The sequence below is a fragment of the Cylindrospermum stagnale PCC 7417 genome, from assembly GCF_000317535.1.
GTDB lineage: Bacteria > Cyanobacteriota > Cyanobacteriia > Cyanobacteriales > Nostocaceae > Cylindrospermum > Cylindrospermum stagnale.
The window spans coordinates 1466646-1490110 of the sequence record NC_019757.1; the positions used below are offsets into that span (position 1 = coordinate 1466646).

The 23465-nt window shown below is 43.4% G+C and carries 16 protein-coding genes; 6 read left to right on the forward strand and 10 right to left on the reverse strand.

The window, feature by feature from the left end:
• Nucleotides 1-250 precede the first annotated feature (250 nt).
• Nucleotides 251-3487, reverse strand: a complete 3237-nt coding sequence (locus CYLST_RS32170) for a DUF4347 domain-containing protein (RefSeq protein WP_015206828.1) — start codon at nt 3485-3487, stop codon at nt 251-253.
• 440 nt (nt 3488-3927) lie between these two features.
• Nucleotides 3928-6162, reverse strand: coding sequence for a PAS domain-containing sensor histidine kinase (locus CYLST_RS06115; RefSeq protein WP_041232986.1), 2235 nt, complete (start codon nt 6160-6162; stop codon nt 3928-3930).
• A 610-nt stretch (nt 6163-6772) separates the two neighbouring features.
• Here CYLST_RS06115 and CYLST_RS06120 point away from each other — a divergent pair.
• Entirely contained in the window at nt 6773-7306 is a 534-nt protein-coding gene (locus tag CYLST_RS06120) for a late competence development ComFB family protein (protein WP_015206830.1), read from the forward strand.
• 1 nt (nt 7307) lies between these two features.
• On the opposite strand, the gene CYLST_RS06125 is transcribed toward CYLST_RS06120, so the two are convergent.
• Entirely contained in the window at nt 7308-9362 is a 2055-nt protein-coding gene (locus CYLST_RS06125; protein WP_015206831.1) for a sensor histidine kinase, read from the reverse strand.
• Nucleotides 9359-9712: a hypothetical protein gene (locus tag CYLST_RS35775; RefSeq protein WP_015206832.1), complete on the reverse strand. Its 354-nt coding sequence runs from the start codon at nt 9710-9712 to the stop codon at nt 9359-9361. Before CYLST_RS35775 ends, CYLST_RS06125 begins: the two co-directional genes overlap by 4 nt.
• Nucleotides 9713-10134: 422 nt before the next feature.
• On the opposite strand from CYLST_RS35775, the gene CYLST_RS06140 reads away from it, so the two are divergent.
• The 3 genes from CYLST_RS06140 to CYLST_RS06150 all read left to right on the forward strand — a co-directional run bounded on the left by CYLST_RS06140 (nt 10135) and on the right by CYLST_RS06150 (nt 15403).
• Nucleotides 10135-12735, forward strand: coding sequence for an adenylate/guanylate cyclase domain-containing protein (locus CYLST_RS06140; RefSeq protein WP_015206833.1), 2601 nt, complete (start codon nt 10135-10137; stop codon nt 12733-12735).
• A 74-nt stretch (nt 12736-12809) separates the two neighbouring features.
• Entirely contained in the window at nt 12810-14297 is a 1488-nt protein-coding gene (locus CYLST_RS06145; RefSeq protein WP_015206834.1) for a cyclic nucleotide-binding domain-containing protein, read from the forward strand.
• Nucleotides 14298-14347: 50 nt separating this feature from the next.
• A complete protein-coding gene (locus CYLST_RS06150; RefSeq protein WP_015206835.1) occupies nt 14348-15403 on the forward strand; it encodes a substrate-binding domain-containing protein in 1056 nt (351 codons plus the stop codon).
• Between the two features lie 160 nt (nt 15404-15563).
• On the opposite strand, the gene CYLST_RS06155 is transcribed toward CYLST_RS06150, so the two are convergent.
• Both CYLST_RS06155 and dapF read right to left on the reverse strand, forming a co-directional pair.
• Nucleotides 15564-17573, reverse strand: a complete 2010-nt coding sequence (locus CYLST_RS06155) for an EF-hand domain-containing protein (protein ID WP_041232988.1) — start codon at nt 17571-17573, stop codon at nt 15564-15566.
• Between the two features lie 392 nt (nt 17574-17965).
• Entirely contained in the window at nt 17966-18805 is an 840-nt protein-coding gene (gene dapF / locus CYLST_RS06160; RefSeq protein WP_015206837.1) for a diaminopimelate epimerase, read from the reverse strand.
• Nucleotides 18806-18941: 136 nt separating this feature from the next.
• Between dapF and CYLST_RS06165 the strand changes: the two genes are divergently transcribed.
• A complete protein-coding gene (locus CYLST_RS06165) occupies nt 18942-19160 on the forward strand; it encodes an Hfq-related RNA-binding protein (protein ID WP_015206838.1) in 219 nt (72 codons plus the stop codon).
• A 3-nt stretch (nt 19161-19163) separates the two neighbouring features.
• Here the strand turns inward: CYLST_RS06165 and CYLST_RS06170 are convergent, their stop codons facing one another.
• Nucleotides 19164-21503 carry a cation:proton antiporter domain-containing protein gene (locus CYLST_RS06170; protein WP_015206839.1) on the reverse strand — a complete coding sequence of 780 codons (2340 nt, stop codon included), beginning with the start codon at nt 21501-21503 and terminating at the stop codon, nt 19164-19166.
• Between the two features lie 310 nt (nt 21504-21813).
• On the opposite strand from CYLST_RS06170, the gene psb34 reads away from it, so the two are divergent.
• Complete coding sequence (psb34, locus tag CYLST_RS34230; protein ID WP_015206840.1) at nt 21814-21984, forward strand: photosystem II assembly protein Psb34; 171 nt, start codon at nt 21814-21816, stop codon at nt 21982-21984.
• A 160-nt stretch (nt 21985-22144) separates the two neighbouring features.
• Here psb34 and CYLST_RS06180 read toward each other — a convergent pair whose 3' ends face one another.
• Genes CYLST_RS06180 through CYLST_RS06190 form a run of 3 tightly spaced genes read right to left on the reverse strand, consistent with a single transcriptional unit; the run spans nt 22145 to nt 23279 of the window.
• Nucleotides 22145-22357: a type II toxin-antitoxin system HicB family antitoxin gene (locus CYLST_RS06180; protein WP_015206841.1), complete on the reverse strand. Its 213-nt coding sequence runs from the start codon at nt 22355-22357 to the stop codon at nt 22145-22147.
• Complete coding sequence (locus CYLST_RS06185) at nt 22357-22614, reverse strand: type II toxin-antitoxin system HicA family toxin (protein WP_015206842.1); 258 nt, start codon at nt 22612-22614, stop codon at nt 22357-22359. The genes CYLST_RS06180 and CYLST_RS06185 overlap by 1 nt, the downstream gene beginning before the upstream one ends.
• A gap of 56 nt (nt 22615-22670) precedes the next feature.
• Nucleotides 22671-23279, reverse strand: coding sequence for a hypothetical protein (locus CYLST_RS06190; protein WP_015206843.1), 609 nt, complete (start codon nt 23277-23279; stop codon nt 22671-22673).
• Nucleotides 23280-23465: the final 186 nt, after the last annotated feature.

Below are 23465 nucleotides of genomic sequence, written 5' to 3' on the forward strand. Positions count from 1 at the left end.
CAAGGCGTGGGATTCTTAAATTCTTCGAGTCCACTGAGCACAGTTTGATGGAACCAAACATTTATCGTAGGGACACGACATTTGCTGTGTCCCTACAGTATGGTTTATTTATTTGAAAAATGGTAACCCACATTTTGTACCCCCCACATCCACAAGCGGTTTTTTAGGGTGCCGAATGTGGGACGGTAAATCTACTTGGATGAACCAAGAATCCCACGGCTTCAAGCCGTGGGATTGTCAAAAAGTCCTACTAAGCAAAAGTGACTTTAACAATCGTATCGTTAAAATCTCTGTCACTACCAATGGCTACATCCTCAAAGCTAAAGATGTTATTTCCTAACAAGCGAACGTGATCAACTCCATCTGTGTTAGCGCCTAAGTATGTGAAGTAAACTGCTGGATCGTCACTTGAATTGCCATCGAGAATGGCATCAGGACTGCCATTAGCAATCAGAAATGGTGCATAGATAGCACCAGGTTGGAATATTCCAGAGTAAGTTGCCGTCCCTTGGTTGCTTACCGTTAGATCAATGCCGGAAACACGTCCACTCACTGCTGCTTGAGTATAACCAGCCTGTCCGGCGAAAATATCTGCCTGACCGTCGCCATTGGTATCAATCCCACCATTCTCGTCAGCCACTTTATAGAAGCCAACAAAATTGTTGAAATCGGCTTCTCTGTTGACCACAAACTGAGCTGTTACCTGGCTTGTGACACTCCGCAAATCAATGACTTCTCCTTGTGGCGAACTTTGCAGCTTTGTACCTACAACCAAGGAGCTAGTAGTGGACTGAAAATTTACGACTAAATCTTGGAATTGTCCCGTACTATTACTAGATCCGTCGTTCCAAGCTAGGGAGAACTGATTACCGCCCAAGTCTGTAATCTTGGCGTTTTGTGAATCAGAAAACAGCACATCTCCATATTGCTTGTTAATTCTTACATCATCGCTTGTACTGTTTTTGAGCAAATAGAATCTCAAGTTATCACCGGTATTCAATTCCAGCAAACTTGTAATATTATTGCTATTATACCCGTCGGGTAGATCGGCAATGGCGGAGAAAATTACCTTGGATCGGTTGAAAGCAGCTTCGGCGTAACCTGCTGCCCCTGGTGCAATCCCGTCAATCGTACCTTGAGCATCATCTACAGTAAATACCCCAAGTTCTTTGACCAAATTAAAATTTTGCCCTACGAGCGCGACTTGAAGTTGTGCTTTGTTACTATTACCGTTGATGGTAAAGACATCATTGTCACCATTCCGGGCTAGAGGGAGATCGTCGTCGGTAATATTTACATCAGTACTTTTGGTAACGTTGTATTGACTATCGCTGCTGGTCGCTGTACTCAGGATTTGGACTGTGCGAGTGCCTTGTGCTAACGCATCATCTACAGCCGTCGCCGTCACAGTTTGCGCTACATTCCAGTTGGCGGCTGTAAAGGTGAGAGTTGTCAAATCAGTGGTAAGTTGGTTGCCACTATTGATACTGATAGTCACATCAGCCGTGGGTTGGCTATTGAGGACGATAGAGTAGCTGTCAGAAGCACCTTCAGAGACGTCGAGACTACCGCCATCGTTGATGATGATACCTGCGGTATCGTTGTCTTTAATGTTTACACCAGTAGTTTTGGTAACGTTGTTGTATAGGCTATCGCTGCTGGTCGCTGTACTCAGAATTTGGACTGTGCGAGTGCCTTGTGCTACCGCATTATCTACTGCCGTCGCCGTCACAGTTTGCGCTACATTCCAGTTGGCGGCTGTAAAGGTGAGAGTTGTCAAATCAGTGGTAACTTGGTTGCCACTATTGATACTGATAGTCACATCAGCCGTGGGTTGGCTATTGAGGACGATAGAGTAGCTGTCAGTGACACCGGCTTCAGAGACGTCGAGACTACCGCCATCGTTGATGATGATACCTGCGGTATCGTTGTCTGTAATGTTTACACCAGTAGTTTTGGTAACGTTGTTGTATTGACTATCGCTGCTGGTTGCTGTACTCAGAATTTGGACTGTGCGAGTGCCTTGTGCTACCGCATTTTCTACAACCGTCGCCGTCACAGTTTGCGCTACATTCCAGTTGGCGGCTGTAAAGGTGAGAGTTGTCAAATCAGTGGTAACTTGGTTGCCACTATTGATACTGATAGTCACATCAGCCCTAGGTTGGCTATTGAGGACGATAGAGTAGCTGTCAGAAGCACCACCTTCAGAGACGTCGAGACTACCGCCATCGTTGATGGTGATACCTGCGGTATCGTTGTCGCGAATAGTAACACCAGTATTGATGGGTTTGTTGTTGTATAGACTATCGGTGCTGGTCGCTGTCCCCAGAAGTTGGACTGTGCGAGTGCCTTGTGCTACCGCATCATCTACTGCCGTCACATTCACAATTTGCGCTACATTCCAGTTGGCGGCGGTGAAGGTGAGAGTTGTTTTGTCGGTGGTGAGTTGGTCGCCGCTATTGAGCTGAATAGTGACATCAGCCCTGGGTTGGCTATTGAGGGTGATAGAGTAGGCCGTGGTATTGCCTTCAATGACCGAAGCATTGCTACCAACTAGGTTAACGTTGATACGTGCGCTATCGTTGTCAGTCATGTTAACACCAACATTACTGATAACTATCCCAGCGTATTCAGCAGCACCACTTGCTGTATGCGCTATCTGGACTTGGAAAGTGCCTTCTGCGATCGCATCATCTACTGCTGTCACGGTCACGGTTTGCGCTACATTCCAGTTGGCGGCGGTGAAAGTGAGAGTATTGTTAATAGCATCAGTGGTGAGTTGGTTGCCAGTGTTAATTTGAATAGTTACATCAGCAGTGGGTTGCTGATTGAGAACTATCTGATAGGTGTCAGTGACACCGCCTTCAGCAACGTTGACACCGCCAAGTGGGTTAATAGTGACACCTGCCAACACTGCACTATATGCCTCCAATATTGAGGGAGCAAAGGCCAGGGTAGGGGTGGCATATCCTGTCATTACCTCTAGTTCCCAGTCACCCCCTAGTGCGGCACTACCAGTGAGGTTATCAGATGCCGCTACTATGGCACTAGTTAGCTCTCCCAAACGCCGCACAAATCCTTTGCCTTGCTCTGTCTGAGCGACAGAACAACCATATAAAAGTATTTGGGCATCAGCACTCAAGGCATTTGCCCAGCCGCTGATTTGCCCAGCATAGCGGTTGAGGTTTTCATCGCTCAATACGCTGTTACCTATATATAACCGCCCTGGATCTCCGTGAGAGACAATATGTATACTCTTGATTTCTCGCCAGAATGCTAAGGCTTGGCTAATTTGTTGAATACCATCTTGCTCAACATCCAGGATGTTGACGACAGTATTCGGCAAAACACCCGCTACCAGACTTTGATAGTCTTCTACTCTAGGGTCAATAAAAACTAGGCGCTCAAAGGGTAGTTGTCTACCAGTATGTTGGAGTAAAAAGGTAGCACTCTTGAAGCTTTCTTCCATCTTTAGATTCATTGTCATATATATTTGAGCACTGGTGTAGTTAATTGTTTATTTGTCAAAATTGATACTAATTACATAGCTTAACTCCCTTGAGTCTAGGCGATAGACCAAGGCGCCCGAACTGAGCGCAATCGTCTATCTTAAATTAACTAGTACCGCTATCTTTAGTGACGGTAATGATTGAGCTTTTGTGTCTTAGTGATCACATCTCTTAACGAAATAGTATCACTATAGCTAGAGTTAGTGACGGTGATGATGAATACACACAAATTTATATATCATAGATCATCAATTTTTTATTTTTTTATCAACATCACACATCTAAAAAAGTTAGAGAGGAATTGGATATTTTCGGAAATGTTTATATAGTGGTAGCTTAATGCTTGGACGGCTTGAAACTGTCGGATTTGTAGAGTAACTTAGACTGAGAAAAATTACTCACCTGGGTTAGAAAGTAGCTACTTTGCTGTAATCGGTAATGTAAACCAAAAAGTTACTCCTGTTTCTAGACCAGTATTGACCCCAATCTCCCCTCCATGGGCATTGATGATTTGTTTACACAGATACAACCCCAGTCCCAAACTCACAGAATTGCGATCGCGTAGCATTACGTAGTCAATATTACTAGATCGGTAATAAAGGTCAAACAGTTGCACACTTTGTTCGGGGCTGATACCTATGCCATTATCACTGACAGTACAGTAAATTTTGTCTTCTTGATTGATAGCATTGATCTGCAAAAACAACCCAGGAGGATTGTGTTTGAGGGCGTTGACAATTAAGTTAGAAAAGACTCGCCACAGTTGGAGAGAATCGGCATTCACTGTTGGTAATTGTACAGTTACCAGATTTGTGAGGGTGGCTTGATTTTCTACTAGCATTGGTTCTAAATCTGCGATCGCATCTGCCACCACTGTATGCAGTTGTATCGGTTGGCGTTGCAAGACAACCCCTTGCACTTCGCTTTTATGTGCTTCCATCAACGAATTAATCAAGTTCAGTTGGCGATCGCCACTTTGCTCCATCCGCTGTAAAATCGAGCGAGATACTGGGATTAGGGATTGGGTATTGGGGATAGACGAGGGAGAACCAAATTCAATCATTCTCCCTTCTCCTCCAGTCCCCAATCCTCCACCCAAGAGCAAATTCCTCAGCACCATTAAAGTACCAAGCACCGGGTTGCGTAAGTCATGGGAAACCGCATGGAAAAATACTCGCAGTGCTTCTTCTGTGCGCTTGCGTGTACTAATATCTAAAATCACCCCCACTAACCCGCCAAGACTGCCATCTGCCTTGGAGAAAGTGGCTTTGTAAAATATCACATCATGCTGAGTGCGATCGGCATACACTAAGGAACTTTCATAACTCTGCACTTGCTGCTGTTCAAACAGTGCTATGTCTGCTTGATGGTATTGATCAGCCAAATCTTTGGGTGCTAGATCATAAACAGACTTGCCGATAATCTGCCCTTTGCTCAAACCTAGGGATGCTGCAAATGCCGTATTACAGCCAAGATATATTCCTTGGGAATTTTTATAATAAACTGGTGCGGGAATGGTATCAATTAAAATTTGTAGAAAATTAAACTGTTCCTGTAGCGCTTCCTCAGCTTGTTTGCGCTGGGTGATATCTTCAATCAAACCTTCGTAGTAAAGCAGATTACCTTTTTCATCACGGACTGCGTAGGCTTTCTCGGAAATCCAGACAATGCTGCCATCTCGGCGATAAATTTGGGACTCAAATTCTGAGATGCTGCCCTGAACTTCAATCAAGCGGATAAACTCTGCCCGACGTTGCGGGTCAACATATAATTGATGTTCAATATCAGTGAAGTTTACTGTCACTTCTTCTGAGAGTGAGTAGCCATAAATCCGGGCTAATGCTGGATTAGCCGTAATGTAACGCCCATCGCTACTGCTTTGGAAGATCCCTTCGACGGCATTTTCAAAAATACTCCGATACTTAACTTCTGCCGTCTCTAGTTTTTGATAGGCAGATTCCAGTTCTCGACGGGCGTAAAACTCTGAGCGTTGCAGGCAATCGTATAAGTAAACACCGACATCACATATAGCACATAACCAAAAAACATACAAAATAAATGTCACATTATAAATTTCCGGGTGATTGGGCCAGATTGTTTTGAGCCTTAGTCCCCAATTGACACCAAAATAGTAAACCAGCACTACCAACTGAGACAGCAGGTGGAGACGCCAACGGACTGGCATAAACGTCGCTTGACTCAGAAATAGTAGCGACCAACCAAGGGTGTCTGGTAGTGCAAAACCTTTGAGGGTGGCGAACAACTGTGATGATAGACTAATTGACCAAGATGAACCCAAAAATAATAGCCCTGGACGACGACGGCCAAACTTAGTTTTATGCAGGGCAAAGCAAACAAGTAGAATGAGGAGCATGGCAAAATTGATTGCTAGCCCTTGAGTTCTCAGTGGCAGCTTAACTAATTCTTTTAAAGGTGAAAAATAGTCGTAAATGTTTCGCAAAGTAAAGCTCAACAAACAGATCAACCCCAGCCATAACCACAGATGCAACCTCTGCCATAAAAAGCGATCCCTAAAAGCCAGCCACTCTTTTTCTTTGAGATTCGCTTGGTAAACAGCGGTAACTTCCTCTGTTGTTGGTGTCCACAAGGCTTTTTTCCACCACCTTTGCACTTTTTTCAATAAGGTAGTCATCATGTCGAACCTCGGACAAAAAGTGATGCCATTTGTAGCCAGATCCTGTAAGGTAGGGGTGCTTACAGCGCATCAACGGTAGTTTTCAAGAAAACGGATACTCTTCTTTCCTCAGTTTTACCAAGTTATCGCCACTTTTTGCAACACAGCTTTGTCAAATTACGGTTGTTCAAGATGAGAGTTGACAATACCTGTGTGGCAAGTAGCTAGCTATTGATGAAAATAAAAAATGATTAATCGAAAATAAATTAATTTATAAAAATTTCATAAACTAAATAGCTAGAAATGGTAATCAATTATTCCTTAGGGAAATAAAAATCAGTAAAATCCACATTTACACTAATCGTAATAGATAGTTATATTAAGGCATAAAATCATTCAAGCAGTAATTTTTGTTATCTAGATTTTGTGATAAGAACTGCCTCGGCTAGTCCCTTTATGCAAAATAGTATTGAAAACTCCTGAAAGGATTTTCCGATAACCTATTTCAGGGTAAATAACCCCAAAGAATTGACAAAACAAGGCTTTTATCCTGATTTTGCTGTAATTAATATTCTTCCATCGGTAGCAATCAAAAACTTTAACTCAGATTCAAATAAATTCGCTAAAGATGCCAATCTTTGATTCATCATTCGATTCTTCAATTCTTAATTCTCAGCAGAATGCATTCACCAAAAGTTCTCGCAATGTAATGGAAGTGCTTGTGGTAGAGGAGGTAGAGAAACAATTCCAATCCTTGCCCGCTAAAACGGCTAAATACATTAAGGCTTCTGAGGTGATTGCCTATGCCCTGAATCGTCTACCTGCTCTGTATGCTACTAGCAAACGAGGGTGGCAGCGGCAATGGCATCGCGGAAAAACCGAGATGTATCAGAAAATCACCACGGCTGTGCGGCAGGGAATTATTGCTGTACAGCAAGATCCTCTACGTGCTAACGATCTTCTGATTTTCCCAGACGAGGATGCAGCATCGGCTGCTTTGCAAGGACTAAAGGTTTTGCTCCAACGTGAAGATATATCGTGGGAAAACTTAACTGATGTGGTTAAACAAACATTGATCAATACCTCGCGAGGGAAGATTACTTGGCGTCAACCTGGTCGTCCGGACAATCAACTATTTGACTGGGAGAAACATCAGATGTGAACTACCCCAACTTGCCGAGTACGTCTGAAGTTGGGACTTCCAGTTTTACGGGGGTTAGCGGTAGTGTGAACCAGAAGGTTAAGCCGTGCGTTGGGTGGCTAATTATGCCAATTTCCCCACCGTGGGCCTGAATAATTTGCCGACAGAGATACATTTTTAAGCTAATGCCTGTGGAACAAGGAGCTTGGGGATCGCGGACATACAAATCGAAGAAGCGATCGCATTCTAGTTTGTTCATCGCTATACCGTTGCTTTGAATTTGGGTGCGAATCATTCCCCCTGTAACTTTGGCTTTGAGGGTGAAGTGTAATCCTGGTGGATTGTGTTGCAAGCTATGAGTTAACAAATTTGCCAAAACTCTCTGTAACTGAGTTGTATCTGCCATCACTAGCGGTAAATCTGCCGACACCAGGTTAGTGAAAGTCCCTTGGTTTTGGGTGAGTAGGGGTTGCAAGTCTGAGAGCATTTCCTCCAGTAGGTAACTAAAGTTGATGAGTTGGCGATCGAGAACAACTCCTTGCTTTTGGCTACAATGAATTTCTAGCAATGAGTCAAGCATCCCTAGTTGATGGTCATTGCCTTGAATCATCCGCTCGATGATCGAGCTAGACACAGGGATAATTGATGGGACAGATTCTTTGATAGTACAAAGTTCTCGATTTTTCAGTAAATGTTTGAGCACCATCAAATTACCCATCACCGAAGTCCTTAAATCGTGGGCAACTGTGTGCAGCACAACGTCTTTTACCCGGTGCAGTTCTTCCAATTCCTGCATTTTTTGTTGCAACTGCGCTGTACGTTCTTCTACCTGACGTTCTAAATTTGTGTTGAGTGCGGCGAGTTTTTGATAAATCAGACTTTGCTGAATGGCGATCGCTAATTGCTCTGACATCTGCTGTAGCAAATCAATTTCTATTGCTTGCCACTGACGGGTTCCAGTGCATTGGTTAGCAATCAACGCCCCCAACAATTCGTTACCCAAGATAATGGGTACAACTAAGGAAGCCCTAGTTTGGAATTGTTGATAGTGTGTTCTCAACTTCGGAGATCCAGAAATTTTGGCTGTATCTTCCACCACCAAGATCCGATTAGTTGCAAGTAATGTTCTCAATTCTTGGATATAAGCTTGATCGTCACTATACCAACCTAAAATTGATGGATACTTTGGCTCTACTGATTCAGCAACAATTCTGGCTCCTTCAGGGAAATCATTTAACCCAATAAAAACCCGGTTAACTTGCAGAAATTGCCGGACTTCGGTGACGGTGGTTTGGAGAATTTGCTCTAAGTCGAGGGAAGAGCGAATTCGCACCAGAGTTTCTTTCAACAAGCGATCGCGTTGTGCTGAGAGGCGTAATTTTGCTTCTGCTTGTTTGCGTTCTGTAATATCTCGGACAATAGCTAGAACTTCATTTTGTCCACTAGTTACCAACCGCGCCTCATAATCTCGCATTCCCAAAGGCGTTGGTAGTTGATATTCGCAAGTTTGCAGAGTTCCGGAATTTAAAGTTTTGGCGATCGCCTCTTGGCTAATTGCTGCCACATCATTTGGCAATAAATCCTGCAAATTTTTACCAACAATTTCTTCCTTGGCAAGGACAACATTAACTCCGTCATCTTTCAGGTCTAGATACTCACCATCGCGACTGATGCGAAACATTAAATCGGGAATAGCATCTAAAATTGCTTTATACCGGGCCTCACTCTCGCACAGTTTAGCTTCAGCTTGCTTTCGATCTGTAATATCTATGACCAATCCATCCCAAAGAAGATCCCCATTAGCAAGCCTTGCTAGTTGAGAAGCACCTTGAATCCACTTGAGTTTACCACTAGGGGTAATGATGCGACCTTCCCAGCGCCACGGTGCAAGACTAGCCACAGCAACAGCCATAGATTCGTCGAAGGCTTGCACATCTTGGGGATGAGTTAGTGCACATAAGACGTGTAAATCTGCCTGTATAACTTCTGGTTCTAATTCATACAGTTCCCTACAACCTGAACTGACATAGAGGACAAACTGTGAACCATCTTGCTGTTGGCGGATTTGAAAGATCATCCCCGGTAAGTTGGCAGCAATTTTTGACAGCAGAGTGAAAGCCTCTTGTCGACAATCTGGTGTGTGCAGCAATTTTCTAGTCTCAACCACTCTTCGACCCTTAGATACACAAATAACACATTGATGATTAACAGCCATATTAGCCAGTTCGGCAGTTTTTCTGCTGTGAGAATAACTGCTAACAGAATAAAAACTTTATCTTCCTTCAGAGTAGTTGGGGATGCTAATGTCGCATTCACCCAATCGGGTGAACCAGTTGCGAGAGGGTGAACTAATCCATACCCAGAATCATCTCGACTATCGATTCCCGACTCATCGACATAGATAATTATTGTTGTGGCCAAACTCATTAGTGACAATTTACCCATTTCCTTAACTTGTCACTAATGGTCTTGTCCCGAAAATCTCATCCCTTGGGAAAAACCTGGACAAAACTTGTAAACCAAGGCTTGTTGGCGGCTTTTAGAATCTCGTTTTCACCCCAAAAAATTGGGTGATGCCACCAATAAGCGCCGATTCTATGCATCTAACAACTAGATTTTGGATCAGGAACCGCCAATTTTGATAACTTTAATAAAACCCAATCTTTCAACCTGATCATAGTCCTCAAATCAATCCGATTGAGGGATTGTGGCAATTTATGATACAAATAATTATTGATATAAAACTTGCTAGTCCCTAATTTTTCTTTGTCCTCATCTTGAGCAGATAACCTCCAAGAGAGAAATCTCAGCAATAGGTTAAGTATTCACCATCAAAATTCGTAAAAAAGATGTTAAATCTTCAAAATCGCTTCCGTAAGTTTGGTAATGGCTCCCTAAGTAATCTAAAATTGGGCGACTGGACAATTAAATCTAAGCTGCAAGCGTTGCTCTTAGGAGTTAGCCTCGGTTCTGTAGTGGTAGTTAGCGGGATTGGTTGGTATCAAACACAAGCCACCCTCAGAAGCAAAATCGCTGACCAACTTGCAGGTATAAACAGCACCAAAGCCGAGCAGTTCGAGTCGTACTTTGAAAATTTAAACAACCAAGTGGGGATGCTGGCAGCAGACAGCAACATCGTTAAAGCAATGGTGGAGTTGAATGGGGGTTTCCGCAACCTAGATCGGAACTTTATTCCCCCTGAATGGGATACTGCAATAGATGCTTACTACAACGAGCAATTTTTGCCGCTGTTAAAAAAGAATTTATCCCCTGAAGAACTGAACCCCAGCGTTTATCGTCCCACCGGACAAGCAGCTCGCTATCTCCAGTATCATTATCTTGCTTCTAATCCCAATCCAGTAGGCAAAAAAGACAAGCTACTCGATGCTGGTGATGGGAGCAATTATACTAAAGCTCATGCCAAATATCAAAATTTTTTTGCAGGAATTGTTAAAAAATTCGGTTATTACGATTTATTTTTGATTAACCATAAAACAGGGGATTTAATCTATTCCTATTTTAAAGAAACAGATTTTGCCACTAATGAGTTCCAGGGTGTTTACTCCCAGAGTGCACTATCGAATTTGGTGCGGACAGTGCAGACAAATCCGACAAAAGGTAGCATTCAGGTAGCTGATTTTAAGCCTTACCGCGCCTCTTATGATGCTCCCACCGCTTTCGTGGCAACGCCCATTTATAGTGGTTCTAACATGATTGGCATCTTGGCGGTGCAAGTACCTGTTGACAAGATCAACCAGGCTATTAGCCGGAATAATAATTGGGAAGGTAGTGGTTTGGGTAAAACGGGAGAAGCTTATTTAGTCGGGCCTGATTCCCTAATGCGTTCAACATCTCGTTTTTGGGTTGAAGACCCCAAAAAATATCAAAATGTTGCTCGTTACATGGGGACTGATCAGAAAACTCTCCAACTGATGGAGAACTTCAACACTACCATTGGCTTACAGAAGATCAAGAGTCCAGCCGCTCAAGCCGCTTTGGAAGGGCAACAAGGCATGATAGTAACCCGCAATTATCGGGGGGCAGAAGTATTAAGTTCCTACGCTCCTTTGAAGTTGAACGGGTTAAATTGGGCGATTCTGGCAGAGATAGAGGTGGGGGAAGCCTATCGTCCGCTTTACACGTTAGAGATAATTTTGCTGATTGCGGCGGTGATTTTCCTACTGGGGACGTCGTTTTTAGCGGCAATTGTTGCAAGGATTTTTACCTCTCCCCTACGTCACTTGACTGAGAGTGCCCGGAAACTTAGTGCGGGGGAAATGGATGTGGACGTTGAGGTGAAATCCCAAGACGAGTTTGGGGAATTCGCAAAAGAGTTCAAAGCGGTGGCGAACAAATTACGCCAAACTGAAGAGCAGCTAGAGATCAAGAAGCAAGAAAATAGTATTCTCTTGCAGAATATCCTACCCAGCGCGATCGCCGAACGCAGGAAACAAGGAGAATTGCTCATTGCCGACAGCTTCAAGCAAATAACCATTCTCAATGCTCATGTGGCAGGTATTGCTGAGTTGAACAAGCGGATGTCACCCACAGAGGTAACCCAACTGCTTACCCAACTATTTAATGAGTTTGACCAAACGGCAGAGCACTACGGCATGGAACGGCAGAACACCATCAGTACAAGCTACATGGCAACCTGTGGACTCACCCAAGCTAGATTTGACCACAGCAAACGAACTGTTGATTTTGCCCTAGCTATGTTAGACATTATCCAGCGTATGGATAAAAGTCATAATTCTGCTTTTGGCTTACGCATCGGCATTCATGCAGGTTCGGTAACAGCAGGGGTAGTCGGAACTCAGAGACTTGAGTACGTCATTTGGGGGGAAACGGCATATTTAGCAAGCCGCCTACAGACCCAAGCTGAGTTGAACTATATTTTGATCACTCAGAGTGTGTACGAACGGGTAGCAGATAGCTTCACATTCATCCAAAACCCATCGATAAAAGTTCAAAGCCTGGGAGAGGTAGAAACTTGGACACTTGTCACTACTAGGAAGTTAGTTCCTTCTCAGGTGGATTTGGTTCAGTCATCCTTCGCCAAAGTCAAGCCCATCGCTGATAAAGCTGCTGAAATATTCTACAACCGACTGTTTGAATTAGCACCTTCTTTTCGTCCTCTATTTAAGGGGGATATGAAACAACAGGAGCGTAAGCTAATGAATACCCTTGCTCTTGCCGTGGAAGGTTTGCGTCAGCCAGATCAGATTATCCCTGCCGTCCAAAAGCTGGGTCGCAACCATGCGGGTTATGGTGTCAAGGCTGAATACTACGATATTGTCGGCGAAGCTTTGCTGTGGACGTTAGCACAAGGACTGGGTGAAGATTTTACTACGCCAGTGCGAAAGGCATGGGAAGAAGCCTACACATTCTTGAGCGAAATTATGAAAGAAGCAGCAGCAGAACTTGAGTTGGAAAAGATCGGTGTATAAAGTAACAATTTAACTAATCGAATTGGCTGAAATATACTCACTATTTACTGTTTATGGTTCGTTAAAAAACAGTCATGGATAAATCACTTCTGGGATGGATATTGCTTTTGGGTCTGGGATTTCCATTGTTGGGTATACTGCTTGGTGAAGCAGCCTCAAGATTAGAACGGCAGCAACACCCCTTAGCAGTTGGTCTACGTCAGGTGCGCGAGTATGTGTTACCTCCCTTAGCCGTGATCTTGGTAATGCGACAGCTTTTAAGCATCGCTGGCAAAGATTCCTGGGCACGTTTTGTGGAAACTTTAACTTGGGTTGCCGTTATTGTCGCGGGACTTTCTTTAATCAACGCTTTGTTGACCACAAAAAAACAACCGATTAAATGGCAAATTCATGTACCTAGCCTGTTCTTTCAGGTAGCTAGGGGTGTAGTGATCTTCGCCATTGGCTATCACATTCTCAATGGAGTTTGGAATATAGATTTGACTGGCTTGGGTTCCACTGTAGGGATAGCTTCAGCCGTAATTGCCCTAGCGTTGCAAGATACCCTCAGTAACCTGGTGTCAGGATTACTATTGCTATTTGCCAAACCGTTCAGAACGGGTGATTGGATTGAGATAGATGGAAAGCAGGGACGGGTAATTGAACAAAACTGGTGGTCAGTCACGATGAAAAATCCGGCGATGACATTCAACGTTCCCAATGGGGTGTTGTCGAAGGCAAGCATTATCAATTACGGTCAGAGAGGAATCTGGAAGAGTATTTACGCCTCATTTTCTTATGACGATTCTCCTAGTCAAGTGATTTCAGCCCTAAATACCTTGACGGAGGGTATAGATCTGATCGAAGCCAAAGATCCTGCTCTGGTTAGTTCCTATGAAGACTCCAGTATCACATACAAGCTTTCCTATACAGTACTGCCTGAAAAAGATTGGATCGTTGCTGCGGAACTCAAATTTCGACTTTACTACATAACCAAACGTTATGGCTTTACTATGCCTTATCCAATTCAAGTGCAGTACGACGTTGAGGCGAAACTTGGAATACCTTGCCTAATTCCCCAAGTAGTCGAGAACCGCCAACAGGAATTAGTAACTTATTTGCGATCGCTTTCTTATTTCTCGACGCTTAATGATCATCAGATTGAGAAACTAGCTGAACGGGCTAGATTTAAAGCCTACGGTAAGGGTGAGTTAATTATCACAGAAGGTAAAGAAGACGAGGGACTTTATATTATCTTCAAGGGCACGGGACACGCCTATCTAATCGATGAGCAAGGTGAGCGCCAGATAGTGGACGAGCTTGAACTTAACGAAGCATTCGGGGAAATGGCGATCTTTCCAGGGCAGGTAAGTCCGGTTACAGCCGTTGCCGATGAGGATGTTGAGGTTGTAGTGATTCCAGCCAAAGAGATTGTCCAAGCGATCGAGTCTAACAACAAATTCGCTTCAGAGATTCTTCAGTACATCGAAGAACGGAAAAAAATGGTTCTACTTGCTAAAGGAATCAAAGACGCGGCGAGTTCATTAATTAGTCACAATGGTCGCCGGGTGCAAGTGGGATGATGAGGATAACCAGAGCAAAGCTTTACAGGAGTTGCTTATTTTTGAGCGGCATGGTTTTACTATTGACAGCCTGCACCCAAGGGTCAAAAACCTCAAAGGCAAAGATTGACAATCAAGCCAGTGCAGACAAGACCTCAAAAGCAGACTTAGGGATTCAGCAGGTTGAGCGTAAATTAGTTAAACCCCCCTCAACCCAAGACTCAGCTAAACAGGGCATTGTACTGCCAGAGGTAAAACCCCTGGAACTGGAGGGAACACTGGCGATATCGGGAACTCAGGTAGTTTTTCCCATTAGTCAGGCTATTGTTCAACGCTTTATCCAAGACGGGTATCCCAACAAGATTGATCTGGCTGGTATTGATACTCAGGTTGGCTTCAAACTATTTTGCGAGGAGAAAAAGGCAGATATTTTCAATGCAGTTCGTCCGATTACTAGTCAGGAGTCAGCCGTCTGTGCCAAGTCAGGTGTTGAGCCGATAGGCTTTCAAATTGCCACCGATGCAGTGACTATTGTAGTTAGTTCTCAGAATAATTTCGTTCCCAACAATTTGACGCGCGACGAAATGGCAAAGGTATTCACTGTCGAAAAGTGGTCAGATGTGAATCCCAAATGGCCAGCGGAATTAATTAAACGCATTGTCCCGGCGGGTGCTGGTACGGGAGACTCAGTTGAGTTGTTTGCCCAAGCTATCCTCAAGGGGAACGTTAGCCAACTTATTAATGCTGCCAATACGATATCTTATGACTATGTAGAGCAGTTGCACTCAGAAGCTTTAATTAATCCCTACATGGTTGGCTTTTTAGAGTATAGCTCCTATAAACAAAACCGAGACAAGCTGAAGGCGATCGCCATCGATGGAGTTGCCCCTGAGCAGTCGGGATATCCTCTAACCCGTCCGTTATATATTTATGCAGATGTCAAAGCGATTCAGCAACGACCGGAAGTAAAAGGATTTGTTAACTATTACTTGACCAATGTGAACGAAGAAATTCCTAATTTGGGCTACTTTCCCGTCAAAGCCACCGTATTGGATGAGTCAAAAACTAAGTTTTTGCAAGTGAAGGGTAATCAAGAGTTATTGAAGGAAGCAAGTAAGAAAAATTAGTTATTTTGTTATTAACATCAAAAACCCGGAACCTAACCCCCCTAGCCCCCCTTCTCTATGAGGGAATGGGGGTTTCAAAGCCTCTCCCCACCCCCCTAAAGTCCCCCAGGGGGGACAACAAATGATGTGGCTCACAATTATTTAAGTGCCAAGATTTTGACTAGAAATTTTCCTTTCTATAGCCAAACCCGTATTTAGTGCAGAGATGCCTCAACTGTAGTGCAAGTCCAGTTGGCCCGCAGAAAAATACTTCAACATTATCAGGTGCGTGTTGTTTTGCGACATCTTTAAAAATTTCTTCCCAGTCTGGACGACCAGTTTTTGTCCGGCTCTTTAAGCCTGTAATCAAATCAACCTTCGTCTCTTGATGCATTAAATCCATTGCCACAAATAGGGTGCTGGATTTCATATCTGATTTTTGCTGGGCACCTGTGAGATATAAATTCAGGTCAAATAAATTGTTAGTGTCTTCGGCTTCGATTTTCGACAACAGTTCAACAAACCATTCAAAAGCTTTTTGCTCTCGGTTAAGCCAGTAAAAATGTACCTTTTTCAAAGGCATTTTTGCAGGATTCTGTTGGTTGCGGTGCAAAATACTTTTCAGGATAGAGGCAAATGGAGTAACGCCAATACCAGCACAAATAAGTATTGCATACTTGGATTCAAATATATGCGTACTTGGTGTGCCATAGGGGCCATCTATATAGACTGGCACTCCTGGTAGGGACTGAGAACTACCTGACCGTATCCATTCTTCTCTCTGTTCTCGGATAAGTTGATATAGCTTTCCAGTCCAACTACCTACGGCACGGATATGTAAAGTTAAAACATCCGGCATTTCAGGAGCGCTACTAATTGTAAACGGATGCCATTCAAATTTGGATATACCGGGACACTTAATAAATAAGTAATCCCCTGGTTGATAGTTGAAAGATTGCGGACGTTGGACTTGCAAGCCTAGAACTTTAGAAGGAAGTAAAGAGGCATTAACCACAAAGGTTGGTTCTTTTGTTGTCTTCCAGCGGATAACCAGTTCGATAATGAATCCCACAACGGGTAATAATACCCACTGCCAAAAAACTGGCCCGTGAATTAAAGCTAGAGCAAACCACAGCACATAACCCATGTGAGCTATATAGAAAAGCGCAAATTTTCCGCCTTTGCGTATTGGTGCTTGTGCCGTTACCCACATAATTATGAAAACTAGCAGTAACAAAAATCCTGATATACCTGCCTTGGTTCCAAAAAGACTTTGTGCGAAGGGAATTGGCAATGTCGTGTAATTTAGAAAATGTGCGCCAGTATGCACAATTGCTAAGGCAAACATCACTTGACCAACTAGCTTGTGAAACTCGATGCTCTCATCTATAGGGATATAGTTGTTAATAGTTGTTTTGCGAAGCCAAGTCATAAAATGCCGCAACATGGGAATGAGGATCAGCGCACCATTTAAGTTAAGGGTGGCGCCACAACCTCTGGCAATTTGAACGTATAAATTTGCGCCTTGGCTTTCGTATTTTTCAACTGCCGACATGAAGAAAAACATATTAACAAAAACATAGAGGGCTAAAAAAGCGATTTTGACCCAGTTGTTTTCGATATAATACTTGATGTAAGCTTTTTGTGAATCCATTCGCTCTTTGGGCAAAACTGCTATGGAGTCTTGCTTGTGAGGTTTTAACCAGCTAATGGGGCTAACTGTCATTGCCTCAATCAGATCGGGGAATTTTTCGATTAAACCTTTGAATTCAGCAAAAGAAATTTCGCCGCTTTTGTCAGCGTCAGCTTCTCGAAACAACAAATCGACTAGCTCGTTTATTTGTTCTGGTGAAAAGCTGAGATTGTTTTCTTTCAAGCTAGCAGTAATTAAGTGAGAAATTTCTGCTTTTTCTATGCAACCATCCCCGTTAACGTCGTGTAATTCGTAAGCAAATTGCAGTTTTTCTTCGCTGGTTGCAAAAACGAGGTTTTCTACAGTTGTTAAAAATTCTTCTATTTTAATAGTGCCGCTACTATCAGTATCAAATATAGAAAAAAGCCGATCTACAAAATATTCATCTTTCAACCCTAAAGCTGACTTAAATTCTGCTTGATCAATTTGTTTATCTTCTTTAGCTATCTGGGTAAAGACCCGTCGCAATTCCTCTAGAGTTTTTTTAGGTGTATCCACAATGATATTAATCTCTGTCCTTGTGAGAAATTCATTATGGTACTTAAGTGATAATACTGTCAATAACCCCAAAAAAATAGCTAAGTTTCTATATTTAGATAATTATTCTAGATAAATTGAGTATTGCAGCCATGTTTAGCATCTAACAAAGCTAATAACCAAGTAAATCTTGTTTATGTTCTAGTGCCTGAGATCACTAAATTTCAGTATTTACTCTTAATAAATATATATAAAGAAAGTGTAACTTTTATGATGACTTCAATTTTCAGGTTATATTAAATACATTAACTGGTAGTTAATACCAATTTTCTATAGATTTGTAGTTAGTTAAGGATAGTTTTGTCTTAGTGGTATGGCAGGCTTTTTGGCCCGCCCTACGCAAGCCCAAGAGGTTAGATTTTACCTGTAAACACTCGTTCTGCTGGCCCGGTCATGTAAACCCGTTGGTCGATTTCTGACCATTCGATTTCTAAGGTGCCACCTGGTAATTCGACGATCGCGCGGCGATCGCATTTCTCGGTCAACACCCCAGCCACCAAGGCAGCACAAGCACCAGTACCACAAGCTAAGGTGATACCAGCGCCCCGTTCCCAAACGCGCATTTTCACGTAGTCGCGGCTAACCACTTGAATAAATTCTGTATTAGTTCGTTGGGGAAAAACTGGGTGATGTTCAAATTGGGGGCCGATGCTTTCTAGAGAAATTGCGGCTACATCATCGACAAAGGTAATGCAGTGGGGATTACCCATGCTGACACAGGTGACATCCCAAGATTGTCCCGCTACTTCTAGAGGCTGATTAATCACTTTGGCGTCAGCGGCTGCCAGAGTTGTGGGAATTTCGCCTGCGAGTAAGTGGGGTAAACCCATATCTACCCTGATTTGGCCATCTTCTGTGAGTTGGGGTGTCATCACACCAGCTAGGGTATGAATGCGATAGCGGTCTTGAGTGCGAGACATTCCCTCTAACTCTGCCAAAAACCCTGCTAAACAGCGAATGCCGTTACCGCACATTTCCGGTTCTGAACCATCGGAATTATAAATCCGCATGGTGTAGTCGGTGTCTTTTGTGCCAGGTAAGGCAAAAATTACACCATTTGCACCGATACCAAAATGGCGATCGCACAAATTGACAGCTTGCTCTGGCGTCAGTCGTGGTGTAGATGATGAGCGATTGTCAATCAGAATAAAATCGTTACCTAAACCGTGATACTTAGTAAATTCGATTGCCATTTTCCCGCAGATGAATTATTAATGATGAAGAATTGGGTAATTGGTAATAGGTAATTGGTAATAGGTAATAGCTTTTTCCTCTTTCCTGGTTCCCAGTCCCCAATTCCTTAATTATGTGCATACAGCTTTACCAAAAATGGCAACAACTGAATTTGATACCTCACTGCCTAGTATTCGGCAAGTGCAAAACCTGATTAAACAAACCGCAACGGTTGAGTTAAAACTACTGACTGGCGATTTGCTCACAGGTAGGGTTTTATGGCAAGACCCACAATGTATGTGTATTGTGGATGAAAACAGTCAGCAAATCACAATTTGGAAGCAAGCGATCGCTTACATCAAGCCCAAAAGTTAGACTCTACTCCCAGCGATTTTCCCCAGGCAGAAACTCTTTGAGGGCTTCTGCTTCACCAATCTTACCTACTCCAATAGCCAGCGGCAGTTTACAGCTAGCGGCAAATAACTGTTGTAGTTGATTCAGACTTGGCAGGCTACCGCACAACAGCACTTGATCACCATCCCGTAAATCCATACTGCCATTAGGAAAGCGGATAAACTTGCCATCTCGCCGCATCGCTTGCACCTTCACCCCATACTGTTCGCCGATCGCTAAATCCGCGAGAATTTTCCCCAAAACTGGACAATTAGCCTTGACTGTAATCCACTGACAAGCGCTATTTTCTCCAGGAACAGCGACTTGTCCCTGAGCGAGTTCGGCTAAAGCTGCCAGTTCTTCAGATGCTCCTACCACCAACAAGCGATCGCCAACTGCCAATATAGTTTGATTGTTGGGATAATCGATTTCCTCGCCATCAGCGCGGCGAATCGCCATTAAACTGGTTCCTGTGAGGTAGCGCATATCCGCTTCTTCTAAGGTCATGCCAATCAGGGGCGAATCAGCTGGTAAAGCATACCAACGGCGGTTTAAATCGCGGGTAACTTGCTGTAAATAACGGGAAACCTCGGAAGCAGAACGCTCTGGACGCAAATCTAAATAATGGTCATTGCGGATTTTCTGCATTTGCTGTTGCACCACATCTGCCGCTAAACCTAAACCTGTTAATAGATAGGTGGCCATTTCTAAACTGGCTTCAAACTCTGGTTGCACTACTTCCCTAGCTCCCAGTTGGTAAAGCAGTTCAATATTTTTATCTTGGGTAGCGCGAACAACCAAATTTAATTCTGGGCACAATTCCAAAGCACGTTTCAAGCACAGACGGATGCTCATCGGGTCAGGAAGTGCGATCGCCATTCCTTTAGCATCGTTGACCCCAGCGGTTTCCAAAACATGAAAACTCACGCCATTGCCATAAACATAAGGTATCCCCGCCTCCCGCAACTGCTGAATTCTCGCCTCCGATTGATCGATCACCACCACAGGTATCTGGTGTAGTTGCAACAACTTCACCAAATTCTTCCCGACTCGCCCATAGCCGCAAACTACTACATGGTCTTTTTGTGGCACATCTTCCGAAACATCCTGTGGCTGACCTTCTCCGTCTAAGTATGGTTTCAGCCAAGGCATTGATTCAGCCCAGTTAAATAAAAATGGTACCAACCGCAAAACAAACGGTGTCAGCATCAGTGTGACTGCTGTGGTTCCCAAAGTCAGTAAATATATGCGGCGAGAAACTAACCCCAGGGCTTGCCCTTCACTGGCGAGAACAAAGGAAAATTCCCCAATCTGCGCCAGTCCCAAGCCAGCAATTAAGGCTGTTTTCCAGGGATAGCGGAATAGTTTCACCAAGGGGGTGATAATTAAAAATTTACCAACAAAAACTAGGGCTACCAGACCGAGAATTAATTCTAGGTTATTCCACAAAAACACTGGGTCGATTAACATCCCAATGGCGGCAAAAAATAAACTAGCAAAAATATCTCGCAGGGGTTCTACATAAGTTAGGGTTTGGTCGGCGTACTCCACCTCAGAAATCATCAAGCCGGCGACAAACGCCCCCATCTCGATAGATAGCCCCAAATGCTCTGTCAGCAGAGCAATACCCAAACACAGAGTTACTACCCCTAACAAAAATAACTCTCGGCTTTCAGTGCGGGCTAGCATTCTCAATAAAGGGGGAATTAGCCAAATACTGGCGGCGACTGCACCAGCGGCAAATACCGCTATCCACAGCAGCGCTGTTAGCACCGCAACGCCGATGACTTCTGGTGGTTCGTGGAGCGCGGGTAAGACGGCGATCATCAGTCCCAGGGCTAAATCCTGCACCACCAAAATTCCCAGCATCACCTGTCCGTGGGGCGTTTCTGTTTCGTTGCTCTCCATCAAGCACTTGAGCACAACTGCGGTGGAAGATAAGGAGAGAATTGACCCCAAAAATACACCTTTAGCGGGTAAGGTTCCCCAGGCTCCTGTGACGCCACACACCACAACTGTGATCAAAATGGTGAGAATAATTTGCAGTCCACCGCCCCCAAGTGCGATCGCTTTTACCTTCTTCAACTCCGCAAACGAAAATTCCACCCCCAACGCAAATAACAAAAAAGCCACCCCAAACTGAGCCAGGGTTTCTACCTGCACAACTTCTTTAATTAGCCCCAACCCAGTAGGGCCAACGATCATCCCGCCGATGAGATACCCCAATAACACAGGTTGTTTTAACAGCGACGCCAACAGTCCCCCACAGGCTGCGACGGCGAGAACTGAAACTAAATCAACAATTAACCTAAAATCTGACTGCACAAGTTTTTAAAAGAACCATTAAGAGCTATTAACTTTAGGATACAAATTTTATCTGTTCAGGGGGAGTTCAGCAGTGCCGTCAGGACAAAATTTACAGTGCTGATTGCTGGCTCTATATCCCCCGGAAATACCCTCACAGAGAGCTATCTGGCAGAAAGCTACTAAGCGTCTACCCTCGACATCTCTGATCTAGTATAAGTATTTCTTATTAAATCTGTCTGCAATTATGTGTCAACCCCCATTGACAAATTGTAATAATGTTGTTAAATTTATTTACATAAGTTAATAAAAAGAGAAAAAAATTTAATTTATGTACACCACCGTTAACGAACAAGGCATCCTGAATAACTACGCTAATGAGCCAAAAGCTTACTACGCCGCCTACCCCTCACCAGAGCAACAAAGCCGCTATGTCTTCCAAGGCGCAGCAGCACTTTTATTCGTCGCAGCTTTAGTTCTCATCGCTTTGGGGGTTAGCTAATACCTTCTTAACCATGATTTGCTATATCTAAATCGTCATTCGTAATTTTTCTTTAGCCCCGGTTAGTTTCGCCGGGGTTTTTTGTTATTGAGTAAATTTATTGAGCTAGTGGTCATCGCATTCAGAGTTTCGACTATCGCCATTATTTCTCAAAGTGGGATTACTTTAAAACCTCAACTTCGTGAGAAACACTTGACGGCAGGGGAATAGGTAAACCGTCTTCTAGCATTCCCTCTATATGAAATTCAATAGCTTCTGCAATCATCTGCTTCACTTCTTCTAAGGTTTCACCCACAGCCACACAACCGGGTAAATCAGGAACATAAGCACCATAACTAGTTTCTCCCTTTTCGATTATTACTGTATAACGCATTAGTCTTCCTCCAATTGAGCCTGTCTCCAGATATTTTTCAGAGTACCAATAGGCACATCAATGTTTGGCTTACCAGATACTGTAACAGTACCAGGTTTATCAGGATGTTTGAGTTGCCGATGGCTACCTCTAGTTCTATCAAGATACCAACCATCAGCTTCAAGTCGCTTGATAACTTCTCGTACTTTCATGCTACCGCTCCTCTGTGCAGGTGGAATTTCTGCTAAAGATAGAGTGGCATATTTTGCAAGAAACATGAAGGCTATTTTGTATATGATTTTGTATACCTAAAGTTTTTGTAGAGAGAGGTAAATTAACCAATAGGTTGATTACCAGGATTAACCGCATGAATAAATTCACTACCTGAATGTGGCCTTCCTCTTTTATATTTGGCTTCTTCTGGTTTACCCCAACCCAACTGCAAAATTATTTCTAAAAAGTTAGAGTTTTCATACTTCCACAAACTTGCCCACTCTGTTCTCTGAGCAATTCTCTCAACATCTAGAATGCTAACTTTTTGGTATAATTTGCCGTTACTAAAACTCAAGTGTAAGTCCATTGCCGCAGTAACTACAAACCAAAATTCCCAAATAGAATTTTTGGCTGCTTTTAATATTTCCAAGTCACTAGCTAAAGCAATTAATTCAGCATCAACTTCTGGATAGTGCAAGGTTTGACCTTTAAGCGTCACATTCTTCCAGATAATGCCAGAAACTTGATTTTCTCTTTGATAATCGTGAATAGCAGCTTTAAAATCTTGATAGGCGGTGAACTGTTGCAGCCCATCAGTTCTGATAAACTGGTCTATAACAGGATTACCAGAAACTGGTAACTCTAACTTTAGGCGTTCTCCCTTCAGGCAAGCTTGGCGTTCGGCTGCCAAAACTTGGATTAACTCCTGGGTAGTGTAAAGGTTTGACATCAGAACCAACCTATTAGTCATTAGTGATTAGTTATTAGTCATTAGTTCTTAACTAGCGACTAACTCCTAACTTTTGTTAGATGCTAGCTATGTGAGGTGATATTTAAACATTATCTCTTGACAGAAATCTAATTGCAGTATCAGATAAAACTAAAATTAGGGTTCTTACGTTGGGTGCGACACGTG

Bases quoted from the DNA above. Each gene is read 5' to 3' on its own strand.
- CYLST_RS32170 (WP_015206828.1), bottom strand. From the start codon at position 3,487: ATGACAATGAATCTAAAGATGGAAGAAAGCTTCAAGAGTGCTACCTTT.
- CYLST_RS06115 (WP_041232986.1), bottom strand. From the start codon at position 6,162: ATGACTACCTTATTGAAAAAAGTGCAAAGGTGGTGGAAAAAAGCCTTG.
- CYLST_RS06120 (WP_015206830.1), top strand. From the start codon at position 6,773: ATGCCAATCTTTGATTCATCATTCGATTCTTCAATTCTTAATTCTCAG.
- CYLST_RS06125 (WP_015206831.1), bottom strand. From the start codon at position 9,362: ATGATCTTTCAAATCCGCCAACAGCAAGATGGTTCACAGTTTGTCCTC.
- CYLST_RS35775 (WP_015206832.1), bottom strand. From the start codon at position 9,712: ATGAGTTTGGCCACAACAATAATTATCTATGTCGATGAGTCGGGAATC.
- CYLST_RS06140 (WP_015206833.1), top strand. From the start codon at position 10,135: ATGTTAAATCTTCAAAATCGCTTCCGTAAGTTTGGTAATGGCTCCCTA.
- CYLST_RS06145 (WP_015206834.1), top strand. From the start codon at position 12,810: ATGGATAAATCACTTCTGGGATGGATATTGCTTTTGGGTCTGGGATTT.
- CYLST_RS06150 (WP_015206835.1), top strand. From the start codon at position 14,348: ATGGTTTTACTATTGACAGCCTGCACCCAAGGGTCAAAAACCTCAAAG.
- dapF (WP_015206837.1), bottom strand. From the start codon at position 18,805: ATGGCAATCGAATTTACTAAGTATCACGGTTTAGGTAACGATTTTATT.
- CYLST_RS06165 (WP_015206838.1), top strand. From the start codon at position 18,942: ATGGCAACAACTGAATTTGATACCTCACTGCCTAGTATTCGGCAAGTG.
- psb34 (WP_015206840.1), top strand. From the start codon at position 21,814: ATGTACACCACCGTTAACGAACAAGGCATCCTGAATAACTACGCTAAT.
- CYLST_RS06180 (WP_015206841.1), bottom strand. From the start codon at position 22,357: ATGCGTTATACAGTAATAATCGAAAAGGGAGAAACTAGTTATGGTGCT.
- CYLST_RS06185 (WP_015206842.1), bottom strand. From the start codon at position 22,614: ATGTTTCTTGCAAAATATGCCACTCTATCTTTAGCAGAAATTCCACCT.
- CYLST_RS06190 (WP_015206843.1), bottom strand. From the start codon at position 23,279: ATGTCAAACCTTTACACTACCCAGGAGTTAATCCAAGTTTTGGCAGCC.